13 protein-coding genes are annotated in these 11609 nt (G+C 61.8%); all 13 read right to left on the reverse strand.

What is annotated here, in order from left to right; all coding sequences use genetic code 11:
* Positions 1-26 precede the first annotated feature (26 nt).
* Positions 27-542, reverse strand: a complete 516-nt coding sequence (locus FKM97_RS23660; RefSeq protein WP_144294940.1) for a hypothetical protein — start codon at positions 540-542, stop codon at positions 27-29.
* Positions 543-680: 138 nt separating this feature from the next.
* Positions 681-1211 carry a hypothetical protein gene (locus tag FKM97_RS23665; protein WP_144294941.1) on the reverse strand — a complete coding sequence of 177 codons (531 nt, stop codon included), beginning with the start codon at positions 1209-1211 and terminating at the stop codon, positions 681-683.
* Positions 1212-1239: 28 nt separating this feature from the next.
* Complete coding sequence (locus FKM97_RS23670; protein ID WP_144294942.1) at positions 1240-1731, reverse strand: hypothetical protein; 492 nt, start codon at positions 1729-1731, stop codon at positions 1240-1242.
* Positions 1732-1882: 151 nt separating this feature from the next.
* Positions 1883-2983, reverse strand: coding sequence for an LLM class flavin-dependent oxidoreductase (locus FKM97_RS23675; protein WP_144294943.1), 1101 nt, complete (start codon positions 2981-2983; stop codon positions 1883-1885).
* 12 nt (positions 2984-2995) lie between these two features.
* Positions 2996-3748 (reverse strand): SDR family NAD(P)-dependent oxidoreductase, encoded by a 753-nt coding sequence (locus FKM97_RS23680; RefSeq protein WP_144294944.1) that lies wholly within the window; start codon positions 3746-3748, stop codon positions 2996-2998.
* Between the two features lie 11 nt (positions 3749-3759).
* The gene (locus FKM97_RS23685; protein WP_205015292.1) at positions 3760-4509 is read right to left on the reverse strand and encodes an ABC transporter ATP-binding protein; all 750 of its coding nucleotides are present in this window, start codon (positions 4507-4509) and stop codon (positions 3760-3762) included.
* Positions 4510-5295, reverse strand: a complete 786-nt coding sequence (locus tag FKM97_RS23690; protein ID WP_144294945.1) for an ABC transporter ATP-binding protein — start codon at positions 5293-5295, stop codon at positions 4510-4512.
* Positions 5295-7028: a branched-chain amino acid ABC transporter permease gene (locus FKM97_RS23695; RefSeq protein WP_144294946.1), complete on the reverse strand. Its 1734-nt coding sequence runs from the start codon at positions 7026-7028 to the stop codon at positions 5295-5297. Before FKM97_RS23695 ends, FKM97_RS23690 begins: the two co-directional genes overlap by 1 nt.
* A 45-nt stretch (positions 7029-7073) precedes the next feature.
* Positions 7074-8192: a branched-chain amino acid ABC transporter permease gene (locus FKM97_RS23700; RefSeq protein WP_246105245.1), complete on the reverse strand. Its 1119-nt coding sequence runs from the start codon at positions 8190-8192 to the stop codon at positions 7074-7076.
* A 112-nt stretch (positions 8193-8304) separates the two neighbouring features.
* On the reverse strand, positions 8305-9564 hold the full coding sequence (locus FKM97_RS23705) for a branched-chain amino acid ABC transporter substrate-binding protein (protein ID WP_246105246.1): 1260 nt from the start codon (positions 9562-9564) through the stop codon (positions 8305-8307).
* Between the two features lie 465 nt (positions 9565-10029).
* Entirely contained in the window at positions 10030-10305 is a 276-nt protein-coding gene (infA, locus tag FKM97_RS23710) for a translation initiation factor IF-1 (protein WP_144294947.1), read from the reverse strand.
* A gap of 38 nt (positions 10306-10343) precedes the next feature.
* Positions 10344-10550 (reverse strand): cold-shock protein, encoded by a 207-nt coding sequence (locus tag FKM97_RS23715; protein ID WP_144294948.1) that lies wholly within the window; start codon positions 10548-10550, stop codon positions 10344-10346.
* Between the two features lie 164 nt (positions 10551-10714).
* Positions 10715-11491 carry an enoyl-CoA hydratase/isomerase family protein gene (locus tag FKM97_RS23720; RefSeq protein ID WP_144294949.1) on the reverse strand — a complete coding sequence of 259 codons (777 nt, stop codon included), beginning with the start codon at positions 11489-11491 and terminating at the stop codon, positions 10715-10717.
* Between the last annotated feature and the right edge of the window lie 118 nt (positions 11492-11609).

Consider the following 11609-nt stretch of genomic DNA (forward strand, 5'->3'; position numbering starts at 1 on the left):
GGACCCTTCTCTGCTTCGGCGCACCCTCACGCAAGTGGCCTGCTTTTACTCCGCCGCAGTGGCCTGGAATTGCTCCGCCGTTGACACTGCTCGGTCAGCCGTTGCGCGTCGATCGTTTGCGTGAGCTTCGTTGCGGCGTGTTCCAGGGTGCTGGTGAGATGGTCGTTCCCTGCCGCGGTGCCGAAGTGGTGGTTGGCCGTCAGAGACGCCGATCTGAGGAATGCGGTGGTCTCTCCGGGCGCGATGCCAAGATCATCGGACTGGGCGACAAGATCCTCTCGGATGTCGAGTGCCTGCTCCATGATGGCCGCCGCCGTCTGGCGGATGTCCTGAAGCTTGGCCAGCGAACCGGCGGGATCGGCAGCATCCGATGCCAGTCCGCGTTCCGCTTCGGCCACGGCGTCCAAAAGTGTTTTGCGATACTCGATCAGCTTCTGCGTGTAAGCGCCTTTGGTGAGTTCCAGGGCATGATGTGCGCGGGCTGAGTTCAGCAGCTCGACGGGCCAGCCAAGAGGGCTAGATGCAACAGAATTGATGTCCATCACTGACTCCGAGAAAAATTCCGCATCGGATACGGACTTCTTCCATCGGCTCCTGGTTGGCGTTGAATTCGGCGATACCGAGGCGATCGGCTCCAGATCTGCAACCTTGTCTCGCCGGAGGTGAGACCGGCTCCGCTCTCATCCCACTGCGTACAGCAGGTCCGAGGCCCAGTCCCTCGAGTCCAGACGGCCCTCGAGATGGGACCAGCGCCAATCCTCCTGCGGGAGAAAGTCCGGCCACATTGCCTCCACCGGACTTTGACCAGGGGGATTGAAGCATCCTGTCCCGCTCGTGGACGTGGTGGAGGGATCGCGGCCTGGTCGATGGACATGAAGATTGAAGAAGTTGTCATCCAGAAAGGCCTGAACGTCCTTTTCGTCTTCGCCGAGGAAGCGCGAGCGCGCCTCGACCTCCTTGGCAAGGTCCTGAAGTCGCTCACTGGCTTCGCTGAGCCGCCTGCCCAAATTGCCCGCCTCGCCGAGCGAATGTCCGGGTCGCGCGAGGTCTGCTCGTGCCGTGGAGAAACTGGCCGCGGTCACCAGGAAAATCGCTTTTGCAACAAAGAGATGATAGCGGCTTCCCATGTCCTCATACGGAGCATAGTCGCCCTCCGACTGCGCAGGCGACGCGGCTGTCTTGCGGGGAGAGGCATTCTCGTCGCCGCTCATCGGATGGTGCTCTTTGACATGCCGCAGCTCAGAAGAAGAACGCCACCGCATCATCGGCGATGCGATTGGCCGAGACCTGCAACCCACTGTCCGCACCACTGGCGGAAGCCTCAAGCGTGGCTTCGCCTCGATCGGCCACTGTTCCATCCGCCTCGATGACCGGCGGTGCCGGCGCGACTCCGACCGTTTGGCTCTCGTCAGCAGGGTTCCCCCTCAAAACCAGCAGGACGGTGTCGCTGCCAGCGCTGAAGAAGGCCTGAACCTGATAGTCCGATGCCCCTTCCAACGGCTTTGCCGCTGTGGAGCGATCATGATCCAGCCGCTCGGTGACCCCTTGTTTGCTGACTTTAGCGTCGGCCCCGACGCGTTCCATGGCACGACCAGCGTCTTCGGGGATCTGTGCCCGCTGCGGCTTCAAAGCGGCATAAGAGGCCTTCGCATCAGCGAGATCCTGCGCGCGCGGATCGAACGGCTCGAGCGCTGAAAAGCAAATGTCTTTCTTGCTGATGAATGCCGGCATCGAATCTCCCCTGAGTCGGAGAGAAGACGATCATTCTGCTTCTATGGCGACAGGACGGCGTCGATGTGACGGTCGTGATCCTCGCTTCAACCCCTTCCGCCGCATGCAGACAAATCCCTCTCAGCCTGCGGAGCTGCGAAGTGAAAACACGTCAAGCTGCGATCCTGACCGGTCTTTCGCGACCGCGCTCGGCATGGACCTGCGCCAACGGCATGCCGAAGTTTTTCTCCATGAGCGGGATGACATCCCGGCCAAAGCGTTCCATCGACGCCCGCGCCTTCGCCCCCGGCACCGTACCGATCTGCATGAAGCACGACAGATGCGTGGTGCCCAGCTCGCGGATCTCTGCGCATAGCCGCTCGGCCACCATATGGGCATCGCCGAAGATCAGATTGTCGCGAATCGTCTCGACCGGCGGCTCGTCCGGCATGGGCGGAGCCTTGATGAAATGTCCCTCGAGCTCCGGCACCCCGGCGCGCATCGCCGTGACGATCCGCGCCACCACCCGGGCGCGCTCCGCCATTTCGAGCGCTTCCGCCTTGTCGTCCGTGACGAAGACATATTGCTGCACGCCGAGCGGCACCCGCTCCGGCCCGATGCCCACCGCGGCATACTGCGCCCGCACCTGGGCCACCATCTCTCGCAACACCGGCAGGCCCTTCCACCCTGCGGTGATGAAGGGCACGTGCCCGCCGCGCGCGACCCGTTGCAGGATCCGGGGATCGAGACCGGTGACATAGATCTCCGGCCCTCCCTTCTGCATCGTCTGCAGGTCGATCGGCGAGTTGGGCACCTGGAAATGCTGGCCATGATGTTCGATGCGACCCTCGCGCATTCCCATCTCGATCATGTCCCAGATCTCGAGCATCAGGTCGGTCTTGTCGGCGAGCTTGCGGTTGAAGCGATCGAACTCATACTTTTGATAACCCGACCCGAGGCCGATGATGGCACGCCCGTTGGACTGAACGTCGAGCATTCCGATCTCTTGCACGAGTCGGACGGGGTTGTAGAGCGGCAGCACCAGCACCGCGGCGCCCACCCGGATCTGCTTCGTGACGCCTGCCGCATAGGAGGCCATCAGCATTGGCGATGGACAGATCGAGTAGTTCGAAAAGTGATGCTCGGCGAACCAGGCGACATCGAAGCCGATCTCGTCGGCAAGCCGCACCATGGACATCGTGTCTTCGAAGATCGTGCGCGCCGACGTCGAGGCGTCCCGCTGGGTCATTAGGTTGAAGAGGCCGAGCTTCATGGATGTGCTTTCTTAGGCGTAGATGTAGCCGCCGCTGACGATCACGTTTTCCCCGGTCATGTAGCGATTGGCATCGCTCAGCATGAAGACGATCCATTCCGCGATATCGTCGGGCTGCGCGTTGCGCCGCAGGGGCGTGTGCGAAGCGAGCTCGTCGAGGAAGCCGGCCCCCTTGGCTTTCTCCGTGGCGATACCGGCGGGTGCGACGGAGTTGATCAGGATCTGATCGGGCGCGAACTCGTCTGCAAAGGAACGGGTCAGGCTCACCACGGCAGCCTTCGTCGCCGCATAATGGGCATTTTTCGGATGTGCCTTGAAGGCGTCCACGGAAGTGATGTTGACGATCCGTCCGCGCACCGTCGTGACGATGTCCTGGCCCCGCATCAACTCCACGGCGGCCGCCATGATGTTGTAGGTGCCGCGCACATTGACCGTCCAGTCCAGGGTCCAGTCCTCGTCGGTGATCTCGAGGATCGGCTTGCGCGGATAGACGCCGGCGCAGTTGATCACGCCATCCACGCGCCCGAGCCGGTCCACCGCCTTTCCGAACAGCCCATAGGCCTCGGTCTTCGGCACGATGTCGCCGATCAGCCCGAAGACGTCGGCACCTCCGGATGTCAGACGCTCCACGACGGGGTCGAGAGACTTCGGATTGACGTCGATGATCGCCACCCGCGCACCCCTCGCCGTCAGCATCTCCACTGCGGCAAGCCCCAGCCCGTTCGCACCGCCGGTCACGACGATGCCTTTGCCTTCAACGCTCATGCGAAAATTCCTTAGCCGAGATAAGCTTCCTTGACCTGCGGATTGGCAAGCAGGTCGGCAGCGGGGCCTTCCAGCGTTATGGTGCCGGTTTCCAGCACATAGCCATAATCCGCAATCTGCAGGGCCAGGAAGGCGTTCTGCTCCACCAGCAGGACGGCCACGCCCTGCTTGCGGATTTCCACGACGGTCTCGAAGATCTGCTGCACCAGCAGCGGAGCCAGTCCCATGCTGGGCTCGTCGAGCAGCAGGATCTTTGGATTGGACATGAGCCCGCGGGCCATGGCCAGCATCTGCTGTTCGCCGCCGGAAAGCGTGCCGGCCACCTGCTTGAACCGCTCCTTCAGGCGCGGAAACATGTCGAGCGTCCGCGCTTCCGTCGCTTTGATCCAGCCTTTGTCCTTCTGGAGGAAGGCGCCGATGCGGATATTCTCGGCGACGGTCATGCGCGAGAAGACCCTCCGGCCCTCCGGCACTTGCACCAGACCCTTGCCCACGATGGCGAAAGGAGTGAGGGCGGTGACCGACTCTCCATTATAGATGACGTCGCCATCGGTCGCGGCCAGGATGCCGGAGATGGCGCGCAGCGTGGTCGTCTTGCCGGCGCCGTTCGCGCCGATCAGACTGACGATCTGGTCGCGGCCGACCGCAAGCGACAATCCTTGCAGCGCATGGATCTTGCCATAATGGACGTGGAGGTTCTCCACCTTCAGCAGCTCTCCGCTGCCTGACTTCTGAACCGCTTGTGCCTGCGCCAACGCCATTTACTTCAGCGCCTTTTCTGCCGATGCCCCGAGATAGGCCTCGATGACCTTGGGGTTGTTCTGAACCTCTGCCGGGCTACCCTCGGCAATCTTCACGCCGTGATCGAGCACGCTCACCACGTCGGATATTCCCATCACCACGCGCATGGAATGTTCGATGAGCAGGATGGTGACCCCGAGCTCGTCGCGCAGCCGCCGAACGAAATTCATCATGTCCACGCTTTCGCGGGGATTCATTCCGGCCATGGGCTCGTCGAGGAGCAACAGCCTCGGCCTCGTCGCCAGGGCGCGCGCGATCTCGAGCCTTCGCTGTTCGCCATAGGCCAGGTTCCGGGCGACCGTGTCGCCGCGGCCTTTTAGACCGACGAAATCGAGGATCTTGATGGCCGCTTCCTGTGCCTCCGCCTCGTCCCGCTTCGTCGCCGGGGTGTTGAAGATCGCCCCCAGCCAGTTCGACTTCAGGTGGATATGCATGCCCACCAGGATGTTCTCGATGGCCGTCAGGTTCCGGAACAGGCGGATGTTCTGATAGGTGCGGTTGATGCCCGCGGCCGCCACCCTGTCGGGTGTCACGCCGTCGATGCGCTCATCCTCGAACCAGATCGATCCGTCATCCGGAGTGTAGAACTCCATGATGCAGTTGAAGACCGTCGTCTTGCCGGCGCCATTCGGTCCGATGATGCTGTGAATGGCTTTTTCCTGGACGTTCAGGGTGAGGCTTTCGACCGCGATCAGGCCGCCGAACCTCTTGGTCATCCCGTCCAGTTTGAGGAGGCTGGTGCTCATCAGGCGCGAGCCTCCGCAATATCCTGGACCTGTTCTGCTTTAACCTCTGCGTCGATTTGCATTTCGCGCCGCTTTGCTGCCGAGGGCCAGAGGCCTTCGGGTTTGATCCGCATCACCAGGATGATGGCCAGGCCGTAGAACAGGTAGCGGAATTCGCCGAATTCGCGCAGCACCTCCGGCAGGCCGATCAGCACGGCGGCACCCACGGCGACCCCGGGCAGACTGCCCATGCCGCCCACGATGATCAGCGCCAGGATGTTGATCGAGATGATGAGCTGGAAGCTATGGGGATAGATCGAGCCCAGCATGACCGCGAAGATCGAGCCGGCGAGACCGGCAAAGGCGGCGCCGAGGCCATAGGCGAGGAGCTTCACCTGAATCAGGTTGATTCCCAGGGCCTGAGCGACGTCTTCATCGTCCCGGATCGCCTTCCAGGCTCGGCCGAGGCGGGAATCCTCCAGTCGCCAGGCGCAATAGGCGGCGATGAGGGAGGCGACCAGGGCCAGGTAGAACAGGGACACCGGCGTCGAGAAATGGAACTCCCCGATCTGCGGTCGCGGGATCTGCAGGATGCCCTTTGCGCCGGCCAGCAGAGGCGCAGCGGCGTCCGACAGCACGATCACCCGCACGATCTCGCCCAGTCCCAATGTCGCGACGGCCAGGTAGTCGCCCCGCACCTTGAGCACCGGGATGCCGAAGATGATCCCCATGCACACCGAGCAGAGCACGGCGATCGGCATCGCCTCCCAATAAAAGAGATGTGCCAGCGCGAAGGGGCTGTCGGCCATCAGCAGGCCGGTGACATAGGCACCCACGGCATAGAAGGCAACGAAGCCGAGGTCCAGAAGTCCGGCCAGGCCCACTTCGAGATTGAGCCCCATCCCCATCAGGGTGAACAGGGCGACCGTGAGCATGATCTGGCCGATGAAATTTCCGGCGAACAGCGGAAACAGCACCAGCAGGAGGGCGCCCGCCGCGAGATAGCCCCACCGGATGCGCTTGCGTGTGGTGGCGGGAAGGGCTTGGTAATTATGGGTCACCCGCCCGCCGATCATGCCCCAGATGATGGTGATCACGGCCACGAAGACGAAGATGATGATGGCCCCGTTCTGCGTCAGTCCGGTCCAGGTATAGATCAGATCATGCAGCGGCTTCGTTGTGGGGCTGTTCGCCAGGATGGGGCGAATGAGCTCTTGGAACAGGCCGGCGAGGCCGGCGCCGATCAGACCATAGGCGATGGGCTTCCGGATTCGGTCCGGCAGCAGCACCAGGATGGCGCCCACCGCGCCCACGATGGCGCCGGTCAGCAGCATGAGGCCGATCCCCAGACTGGCTGGCACCAGGGTGAAGGTCAACATCTTCAGCAGCGGCTGGTCGAGGGCCACGAAGATGTAGCGCAGGTTGACCAGGCTCATCACCAGGGCCAGGGCCGCTAGGAACGCGGACGCCAGCAGGCCGGCGAGCAGGCCGCCCAGGATGGTCTGCCCATTCGTGGGAAACAGGCGGCGGCGTGCCACCAGGACGCCGGCGCAGAGATAGATCAGCCCCATCGCCGCGTAGCCCAATGTGAGCTCCCCGACGATGATCGGCCGTTTGTTGAAGAGACCGAGAATGCCGACCATCGCCATGGCGAGGCACAAGGTGCCGAGCTGCAGGCCCATGTTGCGAACATAGCGCCATGGGCTGTGACTGACCCGTTCGATTCGGCTGGAGGCTACGACGTCGAATGACATGGATCTTCTTTCATGCCTCTTGATTGGCAGTCGACGGAGAGGCCGTCACGCGCGTTTCTTGGAAAGGGCCTCACCCAGCAATCCTTGCGGCCGGAACACGAGAACCATGACGAGGAGAGTGAAGGCGATGAGGTCGCGCATCTGATAGGGCGCCGGAATTCCGAGGCCGTCGAGGAACAGCGGCGGGCCAACCGATTCGATGACGCCGAGGAAGAACCCACCGAACATGGCCCCCGGAATGTTTCCGATACCGCCGAGAACGGCCGCGCTGAACGCTTTGATGCCCGGCAGGAAGCCCATGTAGAAGTAGATCTGCTTGTAGACCAGGCAGTACAGCACGCCGCCGATGCCGGCCATGCAGGCGCCCAGCACGAAGGTGAAGATGATCACCTTGTTGGCGTCGATGCCCATCAGGGCTGCAGCGTCCCGGTCTTCTGAGACGGCGCGCATTGCCGATCCCATCCTCGTCTTCTGCACGATGATGTACAGGAAGATCATGGCGGCGACGGCCGTTCCGATGAGCACGGGCTGAATGACGGGAAACGTCACGCCCAGGATGTCCACGGTCCCCTTCATCCAGTCTGGATCGGGATAGGAGCGGACATTGGAACCGAACATGCCCCGGAAGGCGTGCTGGATGACGAAGGACGCGCCGATGGCGCAGATGAGCGGGGCGAGGCTCGCCACGTGGCGGAAGGGTCGATAGCAGATCCGCTCCACGAGCAGGGCCGTGACGACGCAGACGCCCATGGAGAGCGACATGATGCCCAGCATGGCGGTGATCGGATAGGCGTCGATGAAGCCGGTTCGGTCGAAGCTTCTGGCGAGGAAATAGGCGGAGAAGGCGCCCGTCATGGTGATGTCGCCATGGGCGAAATTGATCAGCCGCAACACGCCGTAGACCATCGTGTAGCCCAGCGCGATCAGGGCATAGATTCCACCGATCGTCAGGCCGAACATGAAGAAGTCGAACCAGTGCGCGGTGTTGTAGGTCCCCTTGATCAGCGTCGCGATTGTGCCGACGACGACCAGGCCCAGCAGGCCGATCCGGAGGATCCAAAGCACGACATCGACAATGGTGATCCGATGTAGATTGCTCAATCGCTTTGACGCGGACTTCTGGACAGGCTCTGGTCGGTCGGCCACGTCGGATTGGACAGCCATGCGTAAGACCCCAATATGATTACGCTGAACAAGGATGGAGAGGGTGTTTCCGGCTGCTCATGGCAGTGCAGCCGGAAACAAGCATCGTCACATCGAAAGTCAAAGTGGATCTTTAGTTCTTGGGGAAGATCCGCTTCGGATTCTCGCCGACCTTGAACGTCGAGGGATCGCTGTCGGTAAATTCATAGACAGCGAAGTTGAACCCACCGCACTGACCATGCGCATCGCAATTGATCGGGCCGCTGATGCCGTCCATGCCCTTGGTGGCATAGAGAGCCTCGTTCAGCGCCTTCTTCCCGATATAGGTATTGCCGTCGGCATCGGTCTTCGCGACCGATTCGATGGCCTTGGCCAGCATCATGCCGGCGTCGTAGGCCTGAGCATGGAATGCGTTGACCGGCGCTTCGCCGTACTTGTCCGTGTACTTCTTCACGAAGTCTGGATACTTCTGACCCATGGCTTCGGGAGAAATGTCCACATTGGTGATGACGAAGCCTTCTGCAGAATCACCTGCCGCTTCCAGCATGCCGGGAGCCATCACGGCGCTGCCGCCGATGATCTTGGTGTCCTTGAGATCCGGAACGTCGGGAACCTGACGCAAAATCTGCGCTGAGGCCGCCACGAAGGTCGGGAAGTAGAGCACGCAGGGCTTCTTCGTGCCGATGCCGGTGAGAACCGGACGCATGTCCACATCCGTCGGCGTCACGGCTTCTTCGGCAACAACCTGTCCGCCGAGTTCCTTGAAGCGATTGCCAGCGGCCGCAGCGAGCTGGGAGGCGTAGGGACTGCCATCATGGATGGTCGCCAGCGTCTTGCACTGGAGTTCGTTGAAGAAGTACTCGGCGTCGTTCTTTCCCTGCTCTGCATCGCTGTAGATCGTCCGCAGGAAGCCTTGATAGTCGGGCTTGCGGTCGGGGGCGGTCAGCGACGGAGCCGTCGTAGCGGTACCGACATTGCTGATTCCCTGCTTCCACAGGATCGGCGCTGCCGTTGTTGCTGCGCTCGAACAGGCGGGGCCGATCACGGCGACGATGTTCGGAAGCGAGGCGAGTTTGGTAGCAGCCGTCTGGCCGCCTTCAGCGCCGCACGCATCGTCTTCGACGACGAGTTGCACGTCATGACCGGCGATCTTGTTTCCCAGGTCGTCGAAGGCGATTTCCGCTCCGCGCTGAGAGTCGAGGCCGAGGGCGGTGTCCGGACCGGAAATGACCCAGTAGCCGCCGATCGTAATGGGCGCGCCCTTCTCGACCATGACCACACCGAGATCGTCCGTGACCGGTCCCTTGGTTTCGGCATGTGCCGTCATGGCGCCGAAAGAGAAGACCGCGGCAGCAGCAATCGCGGATATGCCGTAAGATAAACCTCTTACCATACTTGAGCTCCCCTTAAAGATAACAGTGAAAGCAACCGGTCGGACACCCTAGGCAAGCAAAACCCTCCGGACACAGTTATCCCGTGTACGTACGAACGCGTCAGGCCTGCCAGGGCCTCCCCCGAGGGCTGCTTGTCATGGGTGTAAACCCTGTTTTTTCCCTCACTGGACCTATGCTGCACCCGCGATCATCAAGATGTCAACTTTGTATGCGTGGGCCCCCGAACTTTATTGTCGACACTATGCGTCCACCTCTCCGGACCAGGCTCAAAAAACGAGCGAATCTGCGGATTTCACGACCCACCTGGAACGGCACCGAAGGGTCTCCACTCGACGGTTTTTTAGTCTCGATAAAAGCAGGACGAGGCCGGGCGCGGTAAAAACCGGGCAAAAAAACACCGGGCGACGACACGGCGGCCGGCCCGGTGAAATAAACGTGATGATGGGAGGCCTTCGCCGACCCGGCTAGCGCCGCCTGAACGGTTGCCGCCGCTGGGGTCCAGCCCCCGTCCCGCCGCCTTCGATCTTGTGACGGAAGGTGATGCGGCCCTTGTCGAGATCGTAAGTCGTCATCTCGACCGTCACCCGGTCACCCATCAGCGTCCTGATCTTGTTGCGCTTCATGCGGCCGGCCGTATAAGCCAGGACCTCGTGATCATTGTCGAGTTTGACGCGGAAGCGTCCCTCTGGGAGCACGTCCACGACCGTTCCCTCGAACTCGAGGAACTCCTCTTTAGTCAAATCGATGTCCTTTCAGGATCCGCAGGCTCACGCCGGTCTCAGACCGCACGCAGATTGGTCGCGGACTGACGTCCCTGGCGGTCGCGCTCCAGTTCGTATGACAGCTTCTGTCCATCGCGCGGTGTGCCGATTCCGGCAGCTTCCACAGCGCTGATATGGACGAAAACGTCCTTTCCACCTTCATCTGGCTGGATGAAGCCGAAGCCCTTAGTTGCATTGAACCATTTGACAGTTCCCGTAGCCATAGACGAGTCTCCGTGAGATTTTCTAACCTTTGGCACGCGCCGAAAGGTGTTGAGACCTGAGGTGAGCGGCTTCAGAAACCGGGCGCGGATCGCGAGCGGATGGAGAGAAGCATGACGCGCCAGAAGGTCGACCGTCGCAATATAGTGCCGATGCTCTCATTCGTCTAGAGGGATGGCGCCGCAACCTGGCGCGATGGGCGGAAGCCTGAATTCCCCGGGGACCGAGCCCCCGCGCCACCCTCGATGGCAAAGGCATACGCATCTTCCAGCGTCATCGTGAGCTGTTTCTGATAGTCCTGCTTCGCCAGCCGAATGAGATGCGGCGCGGTCGTGGCGATCGATTTGGCGATTCGCGTCACCGTGTCGTCCAGCGCCTCCGCAGCCACCGCCTGGCTGATAAGCCCCATTGAAGCCGCCTCTCCCGCGGGCACCGGCGTTCCCCCGAGCAGCATGCGCAACGCGTGCTTTTGGCCCACGCTGCGGCTGAGCGGGACCATGGAGGTCCACTGCGAGCTGCCGCTTCCCTGCGTTGGTGTGCCGAAGCTCGCGTCATGGGAGGCAAAGGCCAGATCCGCGCCCAGCACCATGTCCAGCCCCAGCCCATGCGCCGCACCCCGCACCTTGGCGATCACGATCTTGGGATAGGCGCTGATCCTCTGCATGAGCTTGGCGGTCCGCGCTCGGAAGTGCCTCGCCATCTCCGGATCGTCGATACCTTCGCTCTCAGTTAGGTCCTCGCCGGCGCAGAAATTCGCCCCTGCGCCTTCCAGGATGAGGACTTTGATCTCGCCATCGGCCTCCAGAGCCTCCAGCATGAGCGAGATGGTGTCGATGCTGCGCGGCGTGAGCGCGTTTTCGGCATGCGGCCTGTTGATGGTGAGGGTGGCGATTTCGTCTTGAAGGGAAAGCTGAACAGGATCCTTGGCGGAGACGGCTGTCATGAATAGGCATTACCCGAACTGGGCGCGCCGGAGCGCGCAGGACCTCGTGTCGGGGCGGAATTTCGTTCGCCCTGACTGCTCGGCACTATGTGTTCCGATTGCGGCATCAATCCGACGC

Origin of the sequence: Rhodoligotrophos appendicifer, assembly GCF_007474605.1 — a bacterium.
Taxonomy (GTDB): domain Bacteria; phylum Pseudomonadota; class Alphaproteobacteria; order Rhizobiales; family Im1; genus Rhodoligotrophos; species Rhodoligotrophos appendicifer.

Coding starts and splice junctions, on each gene's coding strand:
- FKM97_RS23660 (WP_144294940.1), bottom strand. CDS start 542: ATGGACATCAATTCTGTTGCATCTAGCCCTCTTGGCTGGCCCGTCGAG.
- FKM97_RS23665 (WP_144294941.1), bottom strand. CDS start 1,211: ATGAGCGGCGACGAGAATGCCTCTCCCCGCAAGACAGCCGCGTCGCCT.
- FKM97_RS23670 (WP_144294942.1), bottom strand. CDS start 1,731: ATGCCGGCATTCATCAGCAAGAAAGACATTTGCTTTTCAGCGCTCGAG.
- FKM97_RS23675 (WP_144294943.1), bottom strand. CDS start 2,983: ATGAAGCTCGGCCTCTTCAACCTAATGACCCAGCGGGACGCCTCGACG.
- FKM97_RS23680 (WP_144294944.1), bottom strand. CDS start 3,748: ATGAGCGTTGAAGGCAAAGGCATCGTCGTGACCGGCGGTGCGAACGGG.
- FKM97_RS23685 (WP_205015292.1), bottom strand. CDS start 4,509: ATGGCGTTGGCGCAGGCACAAGCGGTTCAGAAGTCAGGCAGCGGAGAG.
- FKM97_RS23690 (WP_144294945.1), bottom strand. CDS start 5,295: ATGAGCACCAGCCTCCTCAAACTGGACGGGATGACCAAGAGGTTCGGC.
- FKM97_RS23695 (WP_144294946.1), bottom strand. CDS start 7,028: ATGTCATTCGACGTCGTAGCCTCCAGCCGAATCGAACGGGTCAGTCAC.
- FKM97_RS23700 (WP_246105245.1), bottom strand. CDS start 8,192: ATGGCTGTCCAATCCGACGTGGCCGACCGACCAGAGCCTGTCCAGAAG.
- FKM97_RS23705 (WP_246105246.1), bottom strand. CDS start 9,564: ATGGTAAGAGGTTTATCTTACGGCATATCCGCGATTGCTGCTGCCGCG.
- FKM97_RS23715 (WP_144294948.1), bottom strand. CDS start 10,550: ATGGCTACGGGAACTGTCAAATGGTTCAATGCAACTAAGGGCTTCGGC.
- FKM97_RS23720 (WP_144294949.1), bottom strand. CDS start 11,491: ATGACAGCCGTCTCCGCCAAGGATCCTGTTCAGCTTTCCCTTCAAGAC.